Here is a 22,474-nt window from a genome sequence, read left to right as displayed (position 1 = left end):
CCTTCATCTCCAGTACATAAATCACGGATTATAAATAATACTTTTATTATATAAATATATTAGGTGAAACAGCAAGCATGCGTGTCCCCTCGAAAAAAACAGCATATGTGCGTACGGTAGCAAAAGAAACGGCTGACCGCCTTTAAACAAAGGTGGACAGCCGTTTTTGCGTTATTCTATGGATAAATGGCCAGAAAGCTTATCGGCAGCTCCGTACAACCGCCGGATTTCCGATAACTCCCGGATATTGATAGACAAGCGGCTCTTCAAAGGTGGCATAATCGAAATTTACCATCAGCAGCACAACCCGCTGTCCGGTCGCCCGGTCGCTGATAATCAGATGGTCGCGGCCCGCAGCTTCAAGCACGCCGGTATAGACCTTGGCGTTCCAGTCTTTGTTGTTCTCATAGGTGAAGTAGAAGGTGCCGATCTTGCCAAGGTTGAGGCGGAAGATGTTCTCCACATAAGACTGTTCGAACACCGGTGCAGTTGTTGAGACCACGGTTCCGGCTGGCGTCATGGGGCTGCCGCTGGTGACCTGCGGCGGCATGCTGCTCATAGTACCCATGGTGCCCATGTTTCCAATGTTCCCCTTGTTGCTCATGGCACCCATAGTATTCATCGGGCCCATGCCGTTCATATTGTTCATGTTGTTCATATTGTTCATGTTGCTCATGCCACCTGCTGGGTTGCTGCCCATCATATAATTAACGGGACGGTAGGGTTGAACGATCATTTACGAATAACCTCCTAAAATTTGAATTAGCATTCACTTAAGCGTACCTAGAATAATGACGGGCAATCCGCCTGGGTCGGAGTGAAGAAGCAGTGTGCCTTGTAGCGGCCGGTGTTCTGCTGGTTGTACCAGTTGGCCGGACAGGCCCCGACAGGCCGGAAGAACCACAGCGCATTTGATGCTGGCCAGGTTCTTTCCCCGGCGATAGCGCGTTTTGCCAAACGGATGTCGGCCTCCCGTGCACGCTGATAGAAGTACCCCTTCTGCGGGGCTTCAAAGCCGCCCGGGCTCTGGTACACCATATCATTCACACTGCGGATGTTGTTGAAGTCCAGACAGTTGCCGAGAATCCGGTTGACCCCGACATTACCGACCATCAGCATGCCTGACTCCCCATCCTCTTCGGCCTCGGCCCGCATCAGCCGCGCAAGCACCCTTACATCCTCCGAATTCGTTTTGATGACGGCCACGCGTTCTCCTCCTTGTAATCACTTCATTGACAGTTATGGAACAAAGCTGTAACGCCAAGCATCCGTTGTTCTTTACTGCTCGCTGTATTGTATGTGCATTCGCCTAAGTGGTGACAGTCCCCGCCCAATTTCTTGCGGTCTGCAGCAATACCTTGTATACCATGAAATACCTGCTTTTGAGCCGAAGCAAGCACAACCCAAATCCCCCCCTTCCACCGCTGACGGTTACAAGGGGGGCTGCTGAACACTTTTCAAATAAACATCACACTATCCATGAACAAGCCTGTTCACTATTCCGCTGTGGAGTAATGCGGGCGCCGCTGAAAGCCATGATATCTTGTACCCTGATATGTCAGCACTCCCCTGTCCCCTTCAGCACTCATACCATATTCATGGCCGTCCACCTTGAACTCTCTGCGGACACCATCCTCCGCTTCATACGTCAGGTAGTAGGTTGTGCTGGTGCGGCTGCTCTCATCCTGTGCCTGCTGCTGGCGGACTTCGCTGCGCTTGCTGACAATGCGGGCGGGTATGGACTGCAGGGGGGCATTATTGTTCCGGCTCCACTGAAGCAGTCCTCTGCCTGCAGACACAGCGATAATCCCCACGACTACAGCGAGGAATATCGGCAATACCGTTCCTGTAAAATCAAACATCCAGGATGGATCCGGTCCCGTTCCCATGGTCTCTTCCCCCTTGTTCCCATCTGGTTAGATTCCCTGCCCTTGGCAGGTCTTCTCTACATGTATATGCCTCTTCCCTTGAAGACAGCATAACAAATGTGTAACACCCCCATCTGCTCCGAGAGAATCTTCACTTGGGGTGATGACAGCACGCCAAAAAGACCACCTAAATCCCCCTATATCCGGGAACCTAAATGGTCTTCATTATACCAAGAGAGGCGATCACATTAAGCATGTACGAGATCTAGCAATTGTCTGGTTTCGCTTGTTTCTTCCGGCAGCATACCGTTGTCCGCCCAGCAAGCTCTGCATTGTTCTTCCGTTTCACACAGGTGAGCATCGTCACAGTTGTAGCACAATTGCAGCAGGTTTCTTGTCATATAATCCGTTTCAAATGTTTTCATAATAATCTCTCCTATTCGGGATGAAAGTTTGTGAAAAAATGAACTTGTTCTCTATGTGTTAAATATATCACAGGAGTGAAAGTTTGTCATGTGATTTTTTTCACATTTTTAAAGAAAATTTTAAATAAGTTTTTTCCTTATATTAAGAGGGCTTTGCGGCCGTATTATCAAAAAGAAAAGGCTACCCGCCAATGCGGACAACCTCTTAATTACCTTTACATAACCCGCCAGCTCACTCCGCCATTCGTAGTCTGCAGCAGGATAGATCTGCGGTCCTCTTCCTTCTGGATCAGCAGCCAGCCTACATCATCCGAGATGAATTGCAGCTTCACTACTTCCGGGTATTCCAGCAGCTTGGACTGCAGTACACTGCTGGCCGGAAGTGCCGTCCAGGTCTGTCCCTGATTCATCGTCTTGTACAACAGGTTCCCCTCTAAAGACCAGCCCGCCTGCGAGCTGAGGAATTCAGGTGCCACATGCCGGTTAATTCCCGTCAACGCCGGCCGGCTGAAGCTGATAAACTTCCAGTTTTCTCCCCCGTTTGCAGTGAAATAGCCGTTGTAGGTCATGCTGGCCTCTTTTTCTTTTTGACAACCTACAGACAGCCATCCGCTTGTATGATCCGTACCGAAGAATTCAGGTTCACCGGCAATGACCCGGTCACAGCCTCCAAAGCTCTCGTTGACCAGAAATTCAGAGCCTGCCGCCCAGGTTGCCCCGCCGTCTTTGGTGACATAGATCTTAGGCAGTGCCCCGGTCTGAAGCGTTACGAATCCGCGGCTCCCGTCCTTAAATATCATTCCGGTCGTAACGCCCGGCAGCGGAATTGTATTGTTAGGCAGATTCGGATTATACTGCTCATTCTGCATGACCAGGGCCCAGGTTGCCCCGCCGTCCTGCGTAGCATACAAGGCTTTGCTCTCTTTGGTGGAGCTGGCATCCCATGAAGTCATCAGCCAGCCATGGGACGGTGAACTGAAGTAGAACGAAGACAAGGTGTTGGTGTCAGGAAAAGCAGAAACTTTCCAGGTGTGTCCCCCATCTGTTGTGCGCAGCACCACGGTCTCGGTCGTGCCGAAAGAGCTTCGTATAATCCAGCCGTTGCTGGGATCGGTGAAGAAAATCTCTTTGCCATACACCGGGTTGCTCAGAAACTGCACAGTCGTAGCCGGCGAGATATTGGCCCAGGTTTTGCCGTTATCAAGGGTCATATACATGCGCAGCTCATTTTTGGTGACACCCCAGGCTATTCCCGCTGACGGGTTAAGCAGCCTGAAGTCTGTCAGCCGGGTCTGAATCTGATATTTCGGGGCATTCTCATTATCGACGTTCTTGGCATCCGGTGTGATGACCGTAATCATCTGCCCTTCTTCCGGCGCTTCCGTCGGCTGCGGGGGCTGGGAAGGCTCGGGAGCAGGAGCAGAAGAACAAGCCGAGAGAATAAGTAAGGTCAGGAGAAGCAGCAGTACCCTTCTCAGAACCTTGTAACCTGAAGCTGTGGATGACAATGCTCTCTCTCCTCTTCCCGTTAATCGTTATTTCTTCGTATTTAAATTACTGCGTTTGTATCCGTACAGACCATAGATTAGCAGTCCTACCGCAAGCCAGATCAGGAAGCCCATCCAAGTTTCTCTTCCCAGATTATACATTAGATAACCGCAGGTTGCCGCACTAAGGAGCGGAATGAACGGAACCCAAGGAACCTTGAAGCCTCTTCTGAGATCTGTTTTCGTACGGCGGAGCACAATAACACCCAGCGAAACCACCAGGAAGGCGAATAAGGTCCCGATACTGGTCAGATTGGCCAGCCGGTCAAGCGGGACGAAGCCGGTAAGAACGGCAATCAGTCCGCCGACCATCCATGTGCTGCGCACTGGCGTATGTGTTTTGGGGCTGACCTTGGACAAGCTCTGCGGCAGCAATCCGTCTCGGGAAATGGCAAACAGCAGACGGGTTTGTCCGAACAGCATTACCAGCAGCACGGTAGTCATCCCGGCAATGGCACCTACAGAGATCAGACCGGCGATCATATTCTGGTCAACGAACCGCAGGGCGAACGATACCGGATCACTTACATTGAGGTTCTGATAAGGCACGATCCCCGTAAGTACCAAGGATACGGCGATATAGAGTACGGTACAGATCGCAAGCGACGAGATAATACCGATCGGCAGATCGCGCTGCGGACGCTTCACTTCTTCGGCAGCAGTCGAGATGGCATCAAATCCGATATAGGCAAAAAATACGGTTGCCGCACCATTCACCACACCATGGAAACCAAACGGCAGGAATGGCGTCCAGTTCTCAGGCTTCACATAGAATATACCGGTGACGATAAACAGCAGCACCACCGAGATTTTGATCACAACCATCACTGCATTGAAACGGGCGGTCTCCTTGACCCCGCGTGTCAGCAGGTAAGAGATCAGCAGAATAATGACAACTGCGGGTAAATTAATAATGGTTCCTTTATCTGCATTATACGCCCCTGACAAAGCGGTGGGCAAATGAATGCCGAAGCCTTCCAGAAGTCCCTGGAAATAACCGGACCACCCGCTGCTTACCGCCGCTGCGGCTACGCCGTATTCAAGCACCAGATCCCATCCGAGAATCCAGGCCAGCAGTTCCCCGAAGGCGACATAGCTGTATGCATAAGCGCTGCCGGATACCGGCAGTGTGGAAGCAAATTCGGAGTAACACAGTGCGGATAACACACAGGCAAAGCCGGCGATGATGAAGGACAGCACAAGTCCCGGTCCGGCATGCTCCGCAGCAGCCACTCCCGTCATTACAAAAATTCCGGTGCCGATAATGGCCCCTACACCGAGCATGGTCAGATCCATTGCACCCAGTGTCTTGCTAAGTTTCTCCGCTCCGGTATTCTGGGGAATAGCCAGCGGTTTTTTGCGGAATAAATCCATTCTGAAATTCGCTCCTGTCAAGTGGTTGAGTGGATAATAAGAAATACATTGTTAGCATGCCCGTTTTGGGGTAATGGATTAAAAGCGGACAGCTTGAAAACACTATCCCTAGAGATTATGATGGATAAGATTGGACCGCAAGTGGAAACGGCTCTGCCTTCCTTATATAGGACGGTACCGTTTCAGCGAGAAATATAAGGATGAATGATGGCGTTTAACTTATAAACCCTTATATTTCAAAATTCGAAAGCTGGAGGAGATCTAACAATGGCCCCATTTAAGCCCAATCGTGTCGTAGTGATCGGCACCGGTGCAGTCGGAACCACGACAGCCTATACGCTGCTGCTGCGTAAGCGCATGCCCGAACTAGTACTCATCGATGTGAACCATCAGAAGGCGCTTGGTGAAGCGCTGGATATGAACCACGGCATGCCATTTGTCGGCGGTGTGAAGCTGTGGGCCGGCACCTATGAGGACTGCAAGGAAGCCGACATCATCATCGTCACTGCCGGAGCCTCCCAGAAGCCTGGTGAAACCCGGATCGACCTGCTGCGCAAGAACATCTCGATCTTCAAAGATATCATCCAAAAAATCACGAAATACAATCATCACGCTATCCTGCTGATTGCCACAAATCCGGTCGATATTCTGTCCTATGCCACCTTGAAGATCAGCGGCTTCGACCGCAGACGGGTTATCGGTTCCGGTACTGTACTGGACAGCGCCCGCTTCCGTTACCTGATTGGGCTTCATAAGGAAATCGATCCGCGCAGTATTCATGGACAAATCATCGGTGAACATGGCGATTCCGAGCTGCCGGTCTGGAGTCTCGCCAATGTCGCGGGAATTGACCTGGGCTTCGATGAAGCGGAACGTGATGAGATCTTTGAGGACACCAAGAATGCCGCCTACGAGATCATAGATGCCAAGGGCTCTACCTCCTATGCCATCGCATTGGCACTGGACCGGATTGTTGCGTCCATCCTGAACAATGAAGGCTCCGTCCTGAATGTCTCCACACTGCTGAACAACTACAACGGCGTATCAGACGTGTTCCTTGGCGCTCCATGTGTCGTAGACCGTTCCGGCGTGCGTGAAGTACTTGATCTTCCGCTCAGTGACGAAGAACAGCTTCTGTTCCAGCAATCCGCCGACAAGCTCAAAAGTGAGATTGCCAAGCTGGAGCTGTAATCTCCGTGCGTGGACAAGCCTGCCGCCAATCCTCTGAGGATTGGCGGCTATTTTACTTATAGGAAGAGATTCAAGATTCAGACTCTGCTTCTTCTCCAGCCCGCCTTACCATCAGACGTGCACAGACGCGTTAACCAATTAAAGTCAGAATTGCTGTCCAGCTTATAGATTTCTTTTATCCATGGTCTAATCGTTGTGTCTACGACTTCGAGGCTTGTCCCTCTCCGCCTTCTACCCTGAATAATAACCCCTTCTCATGGTAGCAATTCACGGCGGTGTTGTCATTATAAAAATGCACATTCCGTGTGATTTATGCGTTATGTTTTGAACAAAAGTTCATAGTGTGTATTGACGCTGTTAGCCCCAGGTTCACGAGTCACCGCTGCCTGTCTTATACGGCATGCCGATCTGCAGTCTGGACATAGCTTCTTCCTTCTCACGGCTCGTAATATGTGTGTATACAGTGGTCGTCTGGATCGAGGAATGGCCAAGCAGCTCCTGCACCGTGCGCAGATCCGCTCCCTTACGCAGCAGCATGGTGGCAAAGGAGTGCCGCAGCTTGTGGCTGGAGTACGGCCGGCGCTGGGACAAAGGCACTTCACTCTGGAAGCGGCTGAATGTATCTGCAGCAATCCCTTGGATGCCGCGGATGGAGAGCCGGCGGCCTTTTTGCGAGATGAACATCGCCTCCTCCTTGCTGTGCCAAGGATTAAGACGGTCCTTCAGCGCCTCGTCAAGATACGGGGCAATATCCTCAGGAACCGGGACATTGCGCCATTTGCGTCCTTTGCCGAAGACACGCAGTGAACGTCTCTCTACATTATAATCACTCTGATTCAGCGTATGTACTTCTCCTACCCGCAGACCCATATACGACATCAGCAAAAAAACAGCCAGATTGCGGCTTCTGTATTTGCCGTCTACCGCTGACAGAAACCGCTGCAGGTCTTGTTCATCCAGATAGACCGGCTCACGGTTTTTTTCAGTCTTGGACTTCTTGATTCCGGCGGCCGGGTTGATATTCAGCAGCTCCAGCTCCGTCAGTGCCTTGAAGAGGCAGCTTATTGAGGCATGCTTGCGGTTACGTGTCGCATCACTTACCCCGCGTTCCCGCACAGAAGTCAGATAGGAGACAACCTGCAGTTTTTTGACAGTACCCAGCTCCCGCCCGTTCAGACTGCCCAGAAATTCCCGTGCATCAGCAAGATAGGATTTCTGGGTATATGCTGTGTAGCCGGCGTCCTTCATCCAGATCAGAAAGGCATCCAGCTCTTCTTCATATTCAAGCTCCGGCTCATTCATGCCCTGTGCTCCTCCTCTTCCCTCCACATTACAGCATGCTTCTGTACCGTTTCAAGAAACTCACTTAACGCCGGGGATTTCCACTTTTTGCTGTGATAGGCAATTTGGGTCGCCACCCGCTGGGATTCATCATTCCAGTTCAGCCGGCCCAGCTTGCCTTCCGCCAATTCCCTGCGGACCGTAATCATCGGCAGGAATGAGATACCGAGTCCTGCCATTACGCATTGCTTAATCGCTTCAATGCTCCAGAACTCCAGATTCGGATCGGGGAATACCCCATGGCTGTTCAGATGCCGCTCAAATAAGGTGCGGTAGGTACAGCCTGTTTCCGTATGCAGAATTGTTACATTTTTTAGATCAAGCGGCTCAACCTCTGCCAGTTCCAGCAGCGGGTGATCCAGTGGAGCGACCAGCGTCATCGCTTCATGGATCAGCGTGTCACAGTACATCTCCTTATACTCCGTCTCCGGTTGGAGAAGAAAGGCTAGATCAAGCTCACCTGAGCGGACGAATTCCGTCAGCTCCCAGCAGGCTCCCGGCTTCAGCGTAATCTGTACCTGCGGATGCCGGCTACGGAATTCCTTGATAATCCCCGGGAGGCGGAAGGCCGCCAAAGATTCAGGTGCACCAATCCGCAGCGAACCGGATATTTCCGTCTCCGACCGCAGGGCGTTCTCGGCCATCGTGTGCATCTTGGAGATTTCCTGGGCATACGGCAGGAGGCGGCGGCCGGCATCGGTGAGAATGATCTTTTTGCTGATCCGGTCAAACAGGGGCTGCTCCAGTTCTGCCTCCAGCGCCTGAATCTGTGCGGTAATGCTGGACTGGGCGTAATCAAGCTTCTGGGCTGCGCGGGTAAAGCTGCCGGTCTCAACTACAACGAGAAAGGTGAACAGATGCTTAGACTCCATAGTACCTCCTTCAACCTATCGGTTATTCGAATGGATTCCATTCGATAATTCCGTTTTTCCAATGGATCTATTATCTGATACTCTATATTTAAATACAAGGAAAGCGGGACTATTTATATGAAGGAAAATAAATCATTACAACGGAATATCGGGATGCCGCAGGCTATTGCCCTGTACATAGGAGCCGTCCTCGGCTCAGGTGTGTTAATCGTACCCGGACTGGCAGCGGAGATGGCTGGACCCGCTTCGCTACTGGCCTGGGGATTCATGACCCTGCTGATTCTCCCGCTTGCGCTGTCCATGGGTCTGCTCTCGGCCAAGTTCCCTAATGCCGGCGGGGTATCCCATTTCGTCACCCTGGCCTTCGGCCCGAAGGCCGGCGCACTGGTCGGCTGGTTCTTCCTCATGTCCGTGCCGATTGGCGGTCCTGTCGCTGCACTCACCGGAGCGGGTTATATGACAGCCGCCATGGGCTGGGGCGATCCGGCCAGAATTGCCATCGCTGCAGGAATGCTGGCCATTGGCCTGATTGTCAACTGGATCGGCATGAAGGTTGCCGGTAAAGTGCAGATCGCCGTGGTTATCGCGATTGTTGCCGTACTGGTCTTCTCTTTTGCTGCGGCTCTGCCAAGAATGGAGAGTATTCACTTCACCCCATTTGTTCCGCATGGCTGGATGAGCGTTGGGCAGGCGGCAGCGATTCTCTTCTGGTGCTTCATCGGCTGGGAGGCCGTTTCACATCTGTCTGAAGAATTCAAGGACCCGCAGCGCGCTGCGGTCAAGGGTGTCACCATCGCTGCGGTCATTGTCGGAGTCCTCTATTTCCTCTCGGCACTCGCTACAGTCGGTACGCAGAGCTATCTGCGCGGAGGTGCCGACTCTTCACTGGTCTGGATCATCAGCCAGCCGCTTGGAGCCTGGGGCGGATTCATTGCCGGACTCACCGGACTTTTCATCTGTACGGCGACGATCATCGCCTATTCAAGCGCTGCATCACGCGTAGCTTATGCCTTGTCACGGCAGAGCTATGCCCCGAAATGGATGGGCCGCTTATCAGACCGCTATCAGACACCTGTGGGAGCGATCGGCTTCCTGACCCTCTGCTTCACAGCAGTATTATCGCTCTACGGCAGCGGCCTGCTCTCGATTACGACACTGATTAAATTTCCCAATGCCACCTTCATCCTCACCTATATTGGCGGTTGTGCTGCAGGAATCCGCCTCTTGCGTGGCAGCCGGGCAGGCGTAACGATCAGCTGGATTTCTTTTGCCGCTACGGTAGCCGTGTTTCCGTTTACAGGCTGGGCGATCATGTATCCACTGCTGATTACACTGTTGTTTGTTCTGGTGGATTATTTAAGACAGGGACGTAAACGTGCAGGAAATATTCCTGTAGCCAGTGATGCTGAAAAGATTTCCCGGCGCGCATTATAAGGGCGCTTATAAGAACAGGCTGCACTCCTCCTTATTTGAGGATGCAGCCTGTTTATCTATATATAAGCGGCGGAGTTTCCAGCCCTTGACCAGAGCCTCCGTTCGCTTTACGTTTCAGAAAAGTGTCAGATGGTTATGGATGAAGGAGAGCCTGACCTAAATCAGATCTAAGAAGGAGACTGTAAACCATGACAGAAGACAAGAAGATTGTTCTCGAACCTGCAGCCCAGAAATTCGCTGATGACAACTCCGAGCCTCCCTTTCTGCCCGACCTTGGGCCTGAGAAAGGCCGCGAAACGGTAAATACAGTCCAATCCAGTGAAATATTCAAGCCCGAAGCCGATATCCAGGATCTGACGGTATCCGGCGGCCCTGGTGGTGAGGTGAAGGTACGAATTGTCCGTCCTATCGGCTCCGCTTCTACTTCTCTCCCGGTCATACTCTATATTCATGGAGCCGGCTGGGTATTCGGCAACAGCCATACGCATGACCGCTTAATCCGCGAGCTGGCCGTCGGTGCCGAAGCTGCCGTCGTTTTCCCGGAGTACAGCCTCTCTCCCGAAGCCAAATATCCTACAGCCATTGAAGAAATCTACGCTGTACTGGAATGGATTGCCCAAGAAGGCTCCACTTACGGGCTGGATACGTCCAAGCTTAGCGTTGCCGGAGACAGCGTTGGCGGCAATATGACTGCGGCCATCACACTTATGGCCAAGGAACGCAGCGGTCCGGCAATCTCCAAGCAGCTGCTGTTCTATCCGGTGACCGATGCAGCCTTCGATACAGAATCATATCACCTGTTCGCCGAAGGATATTTCCTGCAGCGCACCGGCATGAAATGGTTCTGGGATCAGTATACCACTGATCCGGAGGAGCGGGCACAGATTACCGCGTCCCCGCTGCGGGCCAGCCTGGAGCAGCTGAGCGGTCTGCCGGAAGCCTTAATCATCACCGGCGAAGCAGATGTGCTGCGGGATGAGGGCGAAGCCTACGCCGCCAAACTCCGCGAAGCAGGAGTGCCGGTTACGGCAGTGCGGTTCCAGGGCATCATCCACGACTTCGTGATGCTTAACGCCCTGGCAGAGACCCATGCCAAAAAAGGGGCCCTGCTGCTGGCAACGGCCTGGCTCAAGCAATAGAGATTACGTTAAAATACGAAATCACATAATGAAAACAGCGGCAGCCATGGATGATATACATCCGGAGCTGCCGCTGTTTTATTGAATTAGACTAGTTCCCGCTGGTCTAATTATGGAGATAAACGCGCTACTTCCGCTGGGAATAGAACTCCGCCGCTTTGACCAGCATGTCCTTCAGTGAGCTGAAGGAGGTAGTTTTCGTGACATGCTCGTTCAGCTGATCCTGCGGCAGCGATTTCAGCTCCTCTGCTGATCCGGCAGAGAATCCCCCGCTTTGCAGAAGCTCCGTCAATGATTCGAACGGTGTGAACTTTTGCAGAAAAGAACCCGACAACAATTGATCCAGCGGCAGCTTCTCCAGCAATTGATCGACAGGCAGCTGATCTAGCGGAAGCTTTTGCAGCAGCTCACCGACTCCGCCCTCTTTGAACGTATCCACTAATCCTTGTATTTTATCGCCAAAGCCTCCGAAATTGAATCCCATAAAGGCAACCTCCTGATAACTGTAGTTGCTCCTTATTACCCTAAATACCGCTCAGCGAATTACCTAGTTAACATAATGTATGTTATGTTACGTTATTGTTATGATTGTAGTTATGGTTATGGTTATCGTTGTGGCTTTACCTCCGGTTACAATATTGTCTTCCTTATTTTAGCAACCAATCCTTGCTCCCGGCGTCTTACTATTTAGAACAAGACACATCAAGGAGATGACTCAGATGCCGCCAATGAAATCCATCCTCACCAGCATACTCGCCCTTTCCCTGCTCTCATCCGTCACCGCTCTCTCTTCAGCAGAACTTTTGCCGGGTACTGTATACGCTGCTTCCGCGAACAATGCAGTCATTGCGGTCTCCAAAGACAAGCTGCTGCCGCTGAAGTGGCAGGTAGCCACGGATGGCATGGGCATGTATGACAGCAAGCCGCCTATTATGAACGAAATTCTCTACTACTCAGACAGCAACAATACGCTTTACGCCAAAAATATAGCCTCCGGCAAAGTTCAGTGGTCCTATAAACAGGGGGCGCATCCGCAAATCGTCACGAATAACTCCGTATTCTTCATCGACAATCAGGAACAGCTCGTCAAAGTGTCCGCTGCCACCGGAAAGCTGATCTGGAAGGTTAAGGTGTCGGAGCGGCCTATAGAGATTGGGGCACAGGCCCGCCTGATTAACGGAAAAGTCTATTTTGCCAATGAGTACGGCGTTGTCGCGGCCTATAACCCGGTTTCCGGAAAGAAACTATGGGAGAATAAGGATATTCCTATGTATGCGGGGACCATTTATGGAGAATATTTAGGTGTGTTTGTCGTTTCCAGCACGGTCGATAACATCCGCACCCAATTCTACGGCCTTGATCCGGCTACCGGGAAGCGGCTGTGGAGAATTGAGGGGTTATACAGTTATGTGACTTATCAGAATGGACAACTATTACTCCGTGAGCAAGCAAAAACTGCGGCGGTGAATACGGCAACGGTCGTGCCGGGTTACCAGCTGACTCTGGTACAGCTGAATCCTGCTACAGGCAAGATTTCCGGCCGGGAAAACTATAATCTGCTGGACGACATCTCCAGATTGGGGAGTGCCGCTACCTCCATCCAGAACTCTTATGTTTATACGGCAGACGGCAATCTCGACCAGGATGGATATACTCTTACGCGCTTTAAGCGTGGAGCGGATACCGATACGGCCCCCACAAGCTATGCTAGCTTCGGCAACTGGCTGGCCGGTCCCGCGAACGGAATGGCCTTCTTCCAGCATGAGACACAGATTAGCGGAATCAATATTGCGAACGGCAATGTCGTTGCGTTCGATCATCCGGCAGACAAGGTGGAGCACCTGCAGCACGTTGGCAAGGCTGTATTCGCCATTTACAAGAATGGCTATATCTCGATCAACCATTCCGATACCGGCGCACTGCTGGGGATGATCAACAGCGGTTCAAAGTATCCATACTTCGGCAATATAACCATCGATCATGGAACCGCGCTGATTCCTACTGAACACCATATCTTAGCCGTTGCCCTGCCACAAGAATATCAGTAACATACGCGAAGTTTAAACGTTCGTACGCAGAAACTCCCCTATCCTCCGGGCGGCTTCCAGAAGCCGCTCTTCATCCTCAACCAGCGCTATTCTGACGAAACCCTCTCCCTGACTGCCAAAAGCACTTCCGGGAATCACCGCTACCCCGGTCTTCAGTAACAGTTCATGGGCGAAGCTCTGTGATCTTCCCGCTTCACCGTCCACCCCATAGGTCTCCGGCAGCCTTGCCCAGATAAACATCGTTGCTTCCGGCAATGGCACACTCCAGCCTTCATGTGCCAAGGCTTCCACAAACACATTCCTGCGGCATTCATACAGCGCAGCCACTCCCTGCTCCGGTCCGGAAGTCATCGCCTGCTCCAGCGCTGCGACTGCCGCTTCCTGGATGGGATCGAAGACACCGTAATCCACATTGCTCTTCAGCTCCCGCAGCGCTCCGACGGCCTGAGCATTGCCCGTCATGAAGCCGATGCGGCAGCCGGCCATATTGAAGCTTTTGGAGAAGGAATGAAATTCAACGGCCGTATCCAGCGCTCCGGGGATCTGAAGGATACTGACGGGCCGGTAGCCATCGAAGCCCATCTCCGAATAGGCCAGGTCATGAATGATCAGCACATCCCATTTATGAGCAAGCTCCACTAACCGCTCCATATAAGCTAGATCTACCGTGACAGATATCGGGTTGCCGGGAAAGCTGAGTAATATAAATACCGCTTCACGCCATACCTCATCAGGGATGCTCTCCAGATCGGGCCGGAACGCATTCTCTTCCAGCAGCGGCAGCGGCCAGGCTCTAACGCCGGCTATAGCCAGTGATCCTGAATAGATCGGATAGCCGGGGTCCGGCACAATCGCCAGATCCCCAGGATTGCAGACCGCAAGTGCGAGATGTGCCAGTCCGTCCTGCGAACCCATCAGGGCTACGATTTCTTCATTGGGGTCCACTTCAGCGTCGAAACGCCATTTCATCCATTTGGCCGCCTGCTTGCGGAACGCATCGCTTCCTTTGGAAGCCGGATACGAATAACTGTCCTCCCGCAGCACTGCTTCGCTTAAGGCATGACGGATTTCAGGCAGAGGAGCCCGGTCCGGACTGCCAATCCCTAGATCAATGACCTCCAGTCCAGACTTTCGTGCTTCCGCCTTCCAAGCGGCCACCTCAGCAAAAATTGATGACCCCAGATGAGACAGCTTGTCCGATCTCCATTTATGTTTCGGGCTGCTATGTGCCAATACAATACCTCCAGCATTTGTTTTCCAATTATTATAGCATGCGTTCAGAGTGCAGAAACCATGAAAGCCTGAGCAAATTTCGCGAATGGGATTATATTGCATTAATATATTATTATTCTATTAAATTGACTCTATTTGAGCTGATCACTAGTGCCTGAATTCATATAAAAGTCCCTCAGAACTGAAACAGCGTATAATTTATGTTATACGCTGTTTTTTCGGGGCATATTTCGGCCAATTTAGCCCCTTTTTCAACGGACGCCCTTTCCCTTCAAATGATTTTAGCTCCGGCAGAACCGTAAGTTCCCTCTGGGCATAGGATAGGGGTATACATTACAAAGGTGGGACGTATCATGGCCAAAAACAAGCGCGGCAAAGCACTCTGGCGCACTCCTTCCAGAGCAAGAGGCACCTGTCCGATCTGCGGGAGCACCCGTATTAAGCTATTGTATTTCGGAAAAGGTCCTGCGGGCGAGAAGCTCACCGTCTGCAAGAAATGTGACGGCAAGCAGCAGGCAGCGGTCTGAGCTAATCCCGGCTTCTCCTGCACAAAGAAACGGCTTGCTTGTCCCCTAGGGGAAGCAGCCGTTTCTTCAAGTAAACCCTCTCTCCTGTTCCAGCTTAAGCAGAGACTCATTGCAGCTCATGCTGCGGTACCCAGTTCTGAATTCCGTTATCCTCGAGTATGCCGAGCGTCACATCCGAAATATGCGGGTCTGCAAGCAGCTTGTCCCTTACCTTGAACTTAATGTCATCGGCATCGGCGAGCGTCATTCCCCGTTTCAGCTCGATAAGTCCTTCGACGTGATAATAACGCCCTTCCTGCAGAATCCGCATCTGATAAATATCCGTCACCCACGGGTCATCAAAAATAATCTTCGCCACCCGCTCCTCAATCTCCGGCGGTGCAGCCACACCGATCAACCCGACCATGTTGTCGTAGCCTACACGGAAGGCCACCCCGATCATCATGAAGGCAATCAGAATACTGCTCACACCATCCAGCAGCTTGAAATTGGTAAAAGCGGTAACCAGAATGGCAATCATGGCGAGCAGGCCGCCGCTTGTTGCGACCAGATCCTCATAGTAGACAAGCCGGGTAGGCGGGGCGGCTCTTTTCACATTTTTGAGGGAAGCCGTGAACTTGCCCAGCCCTTTGGCCTCAACCCGTGATTCATGCAGCACCTCATTCATCGCCTTAACCCAGACGAATCCGTCTGCCGCGATCGACAGCACAAGTACCAGCACATTGATCCAGTAGCCTTGCGAATCCGTAGCCGGATGCTTCAGCAGATGGAAACCTTCATGCATTGTCTCGTACGCCATGATGGTCACGACAATTACGGCCACCATACAGAATAGGTTAATCACCCGGCCGAAACCGTCCGGGAAGCGGCGTGTCGGTCTTTTCTCAGCCAGCACACTGCCTGTAAATACAAACATCTGATTCACAGCGTCGGCAATCGAATGCATCATTGTGGCAAACATTGAACCGCTGCCTGTCAGTGCAAAAGCGATTCCCTTAACGATGGCAATCCCTGTATTGCCGATAGCAGCCGAGCCTGAGGATTTATTGCCCTTCTTGATTAAGCTTCTTATGCTTTCGTTTGTCTGCTCCATTATCCGGCAGCCTCCTTAAGCTCATATACCGAAATCCGGCAGACGCCTCCGCAGCTGATTTCGTACGGCTCCCGCCGTGGTCTATGTATCTATTTACCCCATGCGGCAATTTTCTATCAGCTGCGGTGAGTTGGAGGTTGAATTACTGGAATCCCGATTTAACCCATAGCTTCGAAATATCCAGAAATCCGAAAGAGCCGGTCTGCAGTCCGAACAGGTTTTGGCTAAGCTGCGCTTTTTTGTTCATATGGCAGCCATAGAGCACCCAGCAGTTGTCGCGCAATTGGTCTTCCGCCAGATCCAGCAGCTCCGCCCGCTTTTCAGCAGGCAGTCGGGAGAAATGCTCCAGTACCCGCTGCAGCGCCAGTTTCTGACGATCCAGCAGCAGATCATGCAGATAGTTCGACTCATTGCGGAAATAATTGATCATCCCCCACTGCCAGTCATCCTCCAGCACCTCTTCGGCAATCAGCAAGTCAGCATAGCCCATGATATCTGCGAGATCGTATTCGGTCAAAGGATGCAGCTGGAGCTTAAGTCCGATCCTCCCGCCGCGTTCCTGCAGCCATATAGCCTCCTCCTGATCCTCCTTCCGGCTCCGGTAGGCAATCGTCAGCACTTCTCCCCCGTAGCCGCCAGCCTGAAGCAGCGCTTTTGCTTCCTCAAGCAATGGCTCTCTGAACTCCTGCTGATTACTCTTCCAGGGTAAAAAGCTGTCCGCCGGCATAATCCGGTTGCCCCCGAGCTCCCGGATCATGGCCGGCTGATTGTACAATATCCGTAACGCTTGCCGTACAGCCTGCTGATGGTGAAGTCCTTCTCTTCTAAAGTTAAACAGGATATAGCGGCAGCCCAAGGCCGGGTAATCAATGCTATGGCCCTGCTCTTCCCCGGCAGGAAGCGGGTTGTGCCCGGCATCCGTAAGCTGATACTGGCGGACACTCGATCCCAAATGCGGTAAATACCAGATTTCTACCCGGTCCAGCAGTGGGCGGATTCCGTAATAGAGGTCGTATGCACCGAGCACCAGTACATCCTCATTCAGATCCAGTACCTGATATGGCCCCGTCCCTACCGGATTAGCGGCGAAATCCACATCATAAGGCAGAATAGACATATAGATTGAACTGAACAGATGCAGAAAAAAGGTATTGGGCTGCACGAGGTCAAACCGGATTCGATAATCACTTTCCAGCTCGACATGACAGATATCCTTAAAATGGCTGATCGCCGGACTATTCAGATCGGTCAGACGCTGCAAGGTCTCTTTGACATCCCGTGAAGTCATCCCCCGTCCGTGGTGAAACCTTACCCCCTTACGCAAATAGAACAGGTAACTTGTACTGTCCGGATTGGCCTCCCAAGTATGCGCCAGCCCAGGCAGAAAGCTGCCATTCTCTGCATCATAGGTAATTAATGTACTGCAAATATGCCCCAGCAAATAGGTTTCAAAAGCTGTGTACACCATCGCCGGGTCCAGCTTCTCCATCGGGCGGTTACGGGAAATCCGCAGCACCTCCTGCCCGGATGTGGAGTCCGGCTCACTCCAGAAGCCCATTTGTTTGTCGAGTACTGCCAGCAGGCGTTCCTTAAGCGGCTCGTTCACCTGATATTGGCCAATTAACTCGATCGCCGGTTTAATCCGGCCTTTATGGACCATGTCCTGAAACTTCTCCTCCAGCACCTCGTCCACACTGCGCAGGAACGTCAGCTGCGAATAATTCCCTCTGCCTCTGCCGGGTATCCATGTGATCAATTGCTGTTCCTCAAGCTTCCGCAGAATAAACTTTACATTGCGCGGCGTGCAGCACAGGATGCCGGTTAGTTGCTCAATAGTGACCGGAATGGGCTGCTGTATACTGAAAGCCGGGTCTAAAGCTGCGGCCAAACAGAGATAATTCATGCTGCTATTGTCCATATATCCAGGCTCCTTTAAAGGTGAAAAGTAACATGAAATCCTTACACTTTTATTTCATCCTTTTATCTATACAATTATACTTAATACAGCATCAAGAAGCATTCGCCAAATTCAAATCACCCGATTAGGAGACATCTGATTCTATGAAACAGCATCTGCGGCACATTCATCCTCTGGCTTGGACCATTATCATCGGAACGATGTTTGGCCGGCTGGTCACCTCCATGAGTATCCCTTTTCTATCGATTTACCTGACACAAGTCCTGGGCGCTACTGCCACCCAAACAGGATTTACGGTAGCCGTCAGCTCTCTGGCGGGTGTTCTGATCAGCTTCTACGGCGGTTACATATCTGACGTGATCGGCCGCAAAATCGTTATGCTGGTCTCCGTGTTCGGCTGGGCCTGCGTATTCTTCGGCTTCTCAGCCGCGCAGCATTTATGGGTCTTTTTCCTCGTCAATACGCTAAATGGGCTATGCCGTGCAGTATTCGAACCGACCTCGCGGGCTTTACTCTCGGATATTACACCTCCGGATCACAAGCTGCTGGTCTTCAATCTGCGGTATGCAGCGGTCAATCTGGGTGTGGTATTCGGGCCGATCATTGGCCTGCAGCTGGGCTCAGCCAAATCCACATTCCCGTTCATGATCGCCGGGATCGTCTATATCGCCTATGGACTTGTACTGTTCCTGCAATTCTCTGTACACCGTGCCAGCCTGCCGGTTCATGGCGAAGCCCGTACACCGAAGCTGCTTGAAGCGCTGTCCACCACCGGAAGGGATAAGGTCTTCCTGCCCGTTCTGCTCGGTACGATCTTCTGCGTGCTGGGATATGGGCACTTCAGTTCAACACTGGCGCAATATCTGGCGAACAACCCCCATTTCAGTAATGGCAAACAGCTCTTCTCCTACATGCTGTCTCTGAATGCGGTAACGGTGCTGATTGTGCAGTATCCGATTGTCCGTACAGCCAGCAAATTCCCGCCGGTCATTCCTCTGATCCTGGGTAATAGCTGCGTTGCTCTCAGTCTGCTGCTGTTTGGCATGCCTGGCGGAGTCGCGCTCATTATGTTCAGTGTCGTGCTGTTCACAGTCGGGGAAGTCCTGCTCTTCACGATGATGGATATGCTGATAGACCGGATTGCCCGTCCGGAGTGGAAAGGTACTTATTTCGGCACCATCGGCTTCAATAACCTTGGCAATGTAATGGCGCCTATTCTGGGAGGCCTGCTGCTCGATCAATTCGGTACGGCGAATGGTCCGGCCGTATTCGTGCCGCTGGCTTTGACTACCGCGCTGGGTCTGCCTTTCCTGATTACGGCGCACAAAAGGCTCCGGAGCAGAGAGCTTGCCGAAGCTGGCAATAAGGCTAACATAAGTGCCTAAGACATGACTAATCCCCAGACCCCGCTGAGAAGCTTAGGTCTGGGGATTATTTTGACTACCTGTCTCTATAACACTAACATGCTACCATAAATTCACTCGCGAGCTATTGCTTAACAACCACTCACTATTAATAAGTTAACATAATATTAATTATGTTACCATTTCACAACAATATCAATCTCAACAATACATTTTATTCCATATACGCACCTGACTGCCAATGTATTCCCGAAGCTCTGCCGGTTCCATAATTTCAGCTTGGACGAGCAAGGGCAGCACCTTCTCACACGCAGTCTCATAGTCGTACATATTCGCAGTGATGATCTGGAATTCACCCTCTGGTTCCGTATTCATAACTTCTAACCTCTTACTGATCCCCTGATTATGCACTGGCGTGCGGATGACTACGGGGTAGATTTCCCGTGCTTTGCTGGCATTAATGAAGGCAAGCTCTCCTTCCTTCCAGTATTCCTGCAGGGAGAAGTGTTCAGGGATAGTATAGGTTCCCTCTATTAACGACACCGCGGCAAACCGCTCGCATTTAAACGTACGAACAGCCTCCGCGCCCTCGCAATAAGCGGCCAGATACCATTCGCCCTGCTTGACAACAAGTCCATAGGGATGCAGCTTCCGGCAGGAGAGATCTCCATTCATTTTGCGGTACTTCGTCTCAATTCGTCTGCCTCGCCACACCGCAGTGCGCAGCGCCTCCAGATATGGCACTACCGCCCGATCACTCCACCACGGTGTATCATCGAATAGAAAACGGCTCTGCGCGGTACGGATATCCTCCTGATAAGGAGCGGGCAAGCTTGCTTCGAGCTTCAGCAGAGCATTTTGGAGCAGAATACCGGTCTCGCCCGAACCGCCTGCTGGCATCCCCATCCCTGTCAAAAACAGCTGAACCACCTCTTCGCCATGCAACCGCCGCAGATTCACCGTATAGCCCTCCATCAATGAAATTCCGCCGTTCGGCCCGGTTGTGGTAACGAGAGGAATGCCCGATTCAGCCAGGACATCAATATCTCTGTAAATGGAGCGGACGGACGTTTCGAGGGCCTCTGCCAGAGCAGCCGCCTTCATCCTGCCCCTGGATTCAACCAATAAAAGAATTGCAATCAAGCGGTGCAGCCGCATCATATCCCTCCTTTTTCTACATTTCAAAGACGCATCATTTCACAACTCTATTCTTGCCACTCTGTTGTCAACAATAGGACGTTATGATGAATGTATCAAATCTAAGGAGCTGCTGTAAATGAATATTGGCATATTGGGAACAGGTTTTGGAGCCTATCATGCATCGATCTTGAAGCAACTGGAGTCTACAGACCGTGTGGTCGTCTTCGGACGAAATGAAGCCAAGCTGCTGAAGCTGAAGGAAGAGCTTGGAGTAGAGATCACATTGTCTATAGAAGATATAATGTCTGATCCCGGGTTGGATGTAATAGATATCTGTCTGCCTTCTGCGCTTCATAAGACTTATGCTGTGGAGGCACTGAGACGCGGGAAGCATGTATTTTGCGAAACGCCGGTTGCCCTGGAGCCGGAAGATGCACGGGAGATGCTCTTGGCTGAACAGCAATACGGCCGGAGAATTCTGGTCAATCAATTCATCAAATTCGATTATGCCTATGAGTACTTATATAAGGCAGTTCAAGAGCTTACATACGGCAAATTGCTGCAAGTCACCTTGCGCCGGGAAACGGCACCGCTATGGGGGGACCTGGGCCTCTCCAAGATCGCAGCTAATCTGATGATTCATGATCTGGATTTCATCGAATGGCTGCTGGATTCACCTGCACCTTCTGCGGTCTGGGGTACCTCTGGAGCTAAAGACGGTGAAGCATTGGTGCATGCTTCCTTCCTTCAATCTGAGGTGAGCGCACAGCTGATTGTCTCTTCTCAGATGCCGGAGTCTTATCCTTTTACCGTCGGTTATGAAGCTTATTTCGATCAGGCGAAGCTGGTGTTCCACGAGGTCGGTTATGCGAACGGGGATATAGAGGCCAGCTTAACCGCATATACGTCTATAGGCAAAGAGAGTATTCCATTGCCTCCTAACAATCCTTATGAAAAAAGCTTACGCCATGCACTCCAATGTCTGCAGGACGGTACGGACTCCATCCTTTCACTGCAGCATGCGCTGAGGTCACTGGAAATGGCATCAAAATTGACGGAAGAGCTCCGTTAATTAATCGCAATAAATACTGTCGATTTCTGTAGCTGGTAGTGGTATTTCAATCCTTTTTCCATTTGTTTGTGGATAGGTACGTATTGAATTTGCAGGCGAGCGTGGTAGCAAAGTGGAGTAATTGGTGAAGTTTTTCCTATTATGAATTTTTCACATGTTGAAATAGTATAATACATAGGGGACGGTCTGTTATTTTTAGTGATACATGCAGATTGTTAGTTAACATAATTTTATTTATGTTACCCTAGATAGAGTTGAATGCTATATCTTCCCAAAATCAATGCAGCGGCAGCTCTTTGCACAGGATCAATTTCCTTAGCTGCCGCTCTTTTACAGAAATTTATCATTTCAGCCCCTGCCGCTGGCTTACAGCCAATCTAACTCACTGTCATTGCACGTGCGAACCCTTCGAGCTTATTCATCGATAATCCAGCTCCAGCTTCATTCCCTTTCCCCTTGACCATCCGCAGAACCCATTTGTCCAGTGCTGAAATTCTCTCCGGATAAATCTCATCGCCCAGGATCTCCTTGGCAAGTGCCTTCTTGTACAGAACCTCCGGATAAGCTTGCTGAAGCTCCTGCTCCGCTTTCTCCCCCGTCATCCCTGCACAGATGAATAACCCGAGCCGCTTACCCGACAGCTCCTGTACGTTTTTGGAAGTGAATGCCGCCATTTCTTTACGGATTGTACCGTAGTAGATGGAACCGCCCAGAATCACCGTGTCATAGGCAGCCAACGCCGGCACTTTGGCATACTTTAGATTCACAGCCTCAGCCTCTCCAAGCCTCGATTTCAACAGAAATGCCGCTTTCTCGGTACATCCATACTTGCCTGCATATAGAATCAGTGTTCTATTACTCATATTATCCGCCGCTCCTTATCTGTGG

21 protein-coding genes are annotated in these 22,474 nt (G+C 51.4%); 7 read left to right on the top strand and 14 right to left on the bottom strand.

The window, feature by feature from the left end; all coding sequences use genetic code 11:
• Nucleotides 1-199: 199 nt before the first annotated feature.
• The 6 genes from gerQ to NYE33_RS21480 all read right to left on the bottom strand — a co-directional run bounded on the left by gerQ (nt 200) and on the right by NYE33_RS21480 (nt 5,214).
• A complete protein-coding gene (gene gerQ / locus NYE33_RS21505; RefSeq protein WP_445669787.1) occupies nt 200-736 on the bottom strand; it encodes a spore coat protein GerQ in 537 nt (178 codons plus the stop codon).
• A 47-nt stretch (nt 737-783) separates the two neighbouring features.
• Nucleotides 784-1,206: a cell wall hydrolase gene (locus NYE33_RS21500; protein ID WP_336101464.1), complete on the bottom strand. Its 423-nt coding sequence runs from the start codon at nt 1,204-1,206 to the stop codon at nt 784-786.
• A gap of 290 nt (nt 1,207-1,496) precedes the next feature.
• Complete coding sequence (locus tag NYE33_RS21495; protein ID WP_042137749.1) at nt 1,497-1,889, bottom strand: DUF2500 domain-containing protein; 393 nt, start codon at nt 1,887-1,889, stop codon at nt 1,497-1,499.
• Nucleotides 1,890-2,116: 227 nt separating this feature from the next.
• The gene (locus NYE33_RS21490; RefSeq protein WP_171715899.1) at nt 2,117-2,293 is read right to left on the bottom strand and encodes a hypothetical protein; all 177 of its coding nucleotides are present in this window, start codon (nt 2,291-2,293) and stop codon (nt 2,117-2,119) included.
• A gap of 215 nt (nt 2,294-2,508) precedes the next feature.
• Nucleotides 2,509-3,801 (bottom strand): WD40/YVTN/BNR-like repeat-containing protein, encoded by a 1,293-nt coding sequence (locus NYE33_RS21485; protein ID WP_042137750.1) that lies wholly within the window; start codon nt 3,799-3,801, stop codon nt 2,509-2,511.
• 27 nt (nt 3,802-3,828) lie between these two features.
• The gene (locus tag NYE33_RS21480; protein WP_341067427.1) at nt 3,829-5,214 is read right to left on the bottom strand and encodes an APC family permease; all 1,386 of its coding nucleotides are present in this window, start codon (nt 5,212-5,214) and stop codon (nt 3,829-3,831) included.
• Between the two features lie 267 nt (nt 5,215-5,481).
• Here NYE33_RS21480 and NYE33_RS21475 point away from each other — a divergent pair, with 267 nt between their 5' ends.
• Nucleotides 5,482-6,405 carry an L-lactate dehydrogenase gene (locus tag NYE33_RS21475; RefSeq protein WP_039298976.1) on the top strand — a complete coding sequence of 308 codons (924 nt, stop codon included), beginning with the start codon at nt 5,482-5,484 and terminating at the stop codon, nt 6,403-6,405.
• Between the two features lie 369 nt (nt 6,406-6,774).
• Here the strand turns inward: NYE33_RS21475 and NYE33_RS21470 are convergent, their stop codons facing one another.
• Nucleotides 6,775-7,707, bottom strand: coding sequence for a tyrosine-type recombinase/integrase (locus NYE33_RS21470; protein WP_042137755.1), 933 nt, complete (start codon nt 7,705-7,707; stop codon nt 6,775-6,777).
• Nucleotides 7,704-8,618: a LysR family transcriptional regulator gene (locus NYE33_RS21465; RefSeq protein WP_341067426.1), complete on the bottom strand. Its 915-nt coding sequence runs from the start codon at nt 8,616-8,618 to the stop codon at nt 7,704-7,706. The genes NYE33_RS21470 and NYE33_RS21465 overlap by 4 nt, the downstream gene beginning before the upstream one ends.
• Nucleotides 8,619-8,735: 117 nt before the next feature.
• Between NYE33_RS21465 and NYE33_RS21460 the strand changes: the two genes are divergently transcribed.
• Nucleotides 8,736-10,052: an APC family permease gene (locus NYE33_RS21460; RefSeq protein WP_340945149.1), complete on the top strand. Its 1,317-nt coding sequence runs from the start codon at nt 8,736-8,738 to the stop codon at nt 10,050-10,052.
• Nucleotides 10,053-10,240: 188 nt separating this feature from the next.
• Nucleotides 10,241-11,191: an alpha/beta hydrolase gene (locus NYE33_RS21455; protein WP_341067424.1), complete on the top strand. Its 951-nt coding sequence runs from the start codon at nt 10,241-10,243 to the stop codon at nt 11,189-11,191.
• 127 nt (nt 11,192-11,318) lie between these two features.
• On the opposite strand, the gene NYE33_RS21450 is transcribed toward NYE33_RS21455, so the two are convergent.
• The gene (locus NYE33_RS21450) at nt 11,319-11,675 is read right to left on the bottom strand and encodes a hypothetical protein (protein ID WP_052770023.1); all 357 of its coding nucleotides are present in this window, start codon (nt 11,673-11,675) and stop codon (nt 11,319-11,321) included.
• Between the two features lie 235 nt (nt 11,676-11,910).
• Between NYE33_RS21450 and NYE33_RS21445 the strand changes: the two genes are divergently transcribed.
• Nucleotides 11,911-13,239, top strand: coding sequence for a PQQ-binding-like beta-propeller repeat protein (locus NYE33_RS21445; protein ID WP_341067422.1), 1,329 nt, complete (start codon nt 11,911-11,913; stop codon nt 13,237-13,239).
• Between the two features lie 12 nt (nt 13,240-13,251).
• Here NYE33_RS21445 and NYE33_RS21440 read toward each other — a convergent pair whose 3' ends face one another.
• Complete coding sequence (locus NYE33_RS21440; RefSeq protein WP_336101470.1) at nt 13,252-14,472, bottom strand: aminotransferase class I/II-fold pyridoxal phosphate-dependent enzyme; 1,221 nt, start codon at nt 14,470-14,472, stop codon at nt 13,252-13,254.
• 353 nt (nt 14,473-14,825) lie between these two features.
• On the opposite strand from NYE33_RS21440, the gene NYE33_RS21435 reads away from it, so the two are divergent.
• Nucleotides 14,826-14,999 (top strand): hypothetical protein, encoded by a 174-nt coding sequence (locus NYE33_RS21435; RefSeq protein WP_179093450.1) that lies wholly within the window; start codon nt 14,826-14,828, stop codon nt 14,997-14,999.
• Between the two features lie 106 nt (nt 15,000-15,105).
• On the opposite strand, the gene NYE33_RS21430 is transcribed toward NYE33_RS21435, so the two are convergent.
• Nucleotides 15,106-16,092: a cation diffusion facilitator family transporter gene (locus tag NYE33_RS21430; RefSeq protein ID WP_042137768.1), complete on the bottom strand. Its 987-nt coding sequence runs from the start codon at nt 16,090-16,092 to the stop codon at nt 15,106-15,108.
• A 142-nt stretch (nt 16,093-16,234) separates the two neighbouring features.
• On the bottom strand, nt 16,235-18,010 hold the full coding sequence (locus tag NYE33_RS21425; RefSeq protein WP_341067420.1) for an ABC transporter substrate-binding protein: 1,776 nt from the start codon (nt 18,008-18,010) through the stop codon (nt 16,235-16,237).
• A 143-nt stretch (nt 18,011-18,153) separates the two neighbouring features.
• Between NYE33_RS21425 and NYE33_RS21420 the strand changes: the two genes are divergently transcribed.
• Nucleotides 18,154-19,395: an MDR family MFS transporter gene (locus NYE33_RS21420; protein WP_076243040.1), complete on the top strand. Its 1,242-nt coding sequence runs from the start codon at nt 18,154-18,156 to the stop codon at nt 19,393-19,395.
• A 180-nt stretch (nt 19,396-19,575) separates the two neighbouring features.
• On the opposite strand, the gene NYE33_RS21415 is transcribed toward NYE33_RS21420, so the two are convergent.
• Entirely contained in the window at nt 19,576-20,532 is a 957-nt protein-coding gene (locus NYE33_RS21415) for a helix-turn-helix transcriptional regulator (protein ID WP_340948933.1), read from the bottom strand.
• A gap of 118 nt (nt 20,533-20,650) precedes the next feature.
• Here NYE33_RS21415 and NYE33_RS21410 point away from each other — a divergent pair, with 118 nt between their 5' ends.
• Nucleotides 20,651-21,586 (top strand): Gfo/Idh/MocA family protein, encoded by a 936-nt coding sequence (locus NYE33_RS21410; protein WP_042137774.1) that lies wholly within the window; start codon nt 20,651-20,653, stop codon nt 21,584-21,586.
• A 377-nt stretch (nt 21,587-21,963) separates the two neighbouring features.
• Here the strand turns inward: NYE33_RS21410 and NYE33_RS21405 are convergent, their stop codons facing one another.
• The gene (locus NYE33_RS21405; RefSeq protein ID WP_340945127.1) at nt 21,964-22,449 is read right to left on the bottom strand and encodes a flavodoxin domain-containing protein; all 486 of its coding nucleotides are present in this window, start codon (nt 22,447-22,449) and stop codon (nt 21,964-21,966) included.
• Between the last annotated feature and the right edge of the window lie 25 nt (nt 22,450-22,474).

Origin of the sequence: Paenibacillus sp. FSL R10-2199 (assembly GCF_038000235.1) — a bacterium.
Taxonomy (GTDB): Bacteria; Bacillota; Bacilli; order Paenibacillales; family Paenibacillaceae; genus Paenibacillus_AQ; species Paenibacillus_AQ phytohabitans.
This window is presented reverse-complemented; position numbering and strand designations above follow the sequence as displayed.

What these genes read in the sequence shown, in the direction of transcription:
- gerQ (WP_445669787.1), bottom strand. Translation starts at nt 736, where the DNA reads ATGATCGTTCAACCCTACCGTCCCGTTAATTATATGATGGGCAGCAAC.
- NYE33_RS21495 (WP_042137749.1), bottom strand. Translation starts at nt 1,889, where the DNA reads ATGGGAACGGGACCGGATCCATCCTGGATGTTTGATTTTACAGGAACG.
- NYE33_RS21490 (WP_171715899.1), bottom strand. Translation starts at nt 2,293, where the DNA reads ATGAAAACATTTGAAACGGATTATATGACAAGAAACCTGCTGCAATTG.
- NYE33_RS21480 (WP_341067427.1), bottom strand. Translation starts at nt 5,214, where the DNA reads ATGGATTTATTCCGCAAAAAACCGCTGGCTATTCCCCAGAATACCGGA.
- NYE33_RS21475 (WP_039298976.1), top strand. Translation starts at nt 5,482, where the DNA reads ATGGCCCCATTTAAGCCCAATCGTGTCGTAGTGATCGGCACCGGTGCA.
- NYE33_RS21470 (WP_042137755.1), bottom strand. Translation starts at nt 7,707, where the DNA reads ATGAATGAGCCGGAGCTTGAATATGAAGAAGAGCTGGATGCCTTTCTG.
- NYE33_RS21465 (WP_341067426.1), bottom strand. Translation starts at nt 8,618, where the DNA reads ATGGAGTCTAAGCATCTGTTCACCTTTCTCGTTGTAGTTGAGACCGGC.
- NYE33_RS21460 (WP_340945149.1), top strand. Translation starts at nt 8,736, where the DNA reads ATGAAGGAAAATAAATCATTACAACGGAATATCGGGATGCCGCAGGCT.
- NYE33_RS21455 (WP_341067424.1), top strand. Translation starts at nt 10,241, where the DNA reads ATGACAGAAGACAAGAAGATTGTTCTCGAACCTGCAGCCCAGAAATTC.
- NYE33_RS21450 (WP_052770023.1), bottom strand. Translation starts at nt 11,675, where the DNA reads ATGGGATTCAATTTCGGAGGCTTTGGCGATAAAATACAAGGATTAGTG.
- NYE33_RS21445 (WP_341067422.1), top strand. Translation starts at nt 11,911, where the DNA reads ATGCCGCCAATGAAATCCATCCTCACCAGCATACTCGCCCTTTCCCTG.
- NYE33_RS21435 (WP_179093450.1), top strand. Translation starts at nt 14,826, where the DNA reads ATGGCCAAAAACAAGCGCGGCAAAGCACTCTGGCGCACTCCTTCCAGA.
- NYE33_RS21430 (WP_042137768.1), bottom strand. Translation starts at nt 16,092, where the DNA reads ATGGAGCAGACAAACGAAAGCATAAGAAGCTTAATCAAGAAGGGCAAT.
- NYE33_RS21425 (WP_341067420.1), bottom strand. Translation starts at nt 18,010, where the DNA reads ATGGACAATAGCAGCATGAATTATCTCTGTTTGGCCGCAGCTTTAGAC.
- NYE33_RS21420 (WP_076243040.1), top strand. Translation starts at nt 18,154, where the DNA reads ATGAAACAGCATCTGCGGCACATTCATCCTCTGGCTTGGACCATTATC.
- NYE33_RS21415 (WP_340948933.1), bottom strand. Translation starts at nt 20,532, where the DNA reads ATGCGGCTGCACCGCTTGATTGCAATTCTTTTATTGGTTGAATCCAGG.
- NYE33_RS21410 (WP_042137774.1), top strand. Translation starts at nt 20,651, where the DNA reads ATGAATATTGGCATATTGGGAACAGGTTTTGGAGCCTATCATGCATCG.
- NYE33_RS21405 (WP_340945127.1), bottom strand. Translation starts at nt 22,449, where the DNA reads ATGAGTAATAGAACACTGATTCTATATGCAGGCAAGTATGGATGTACC.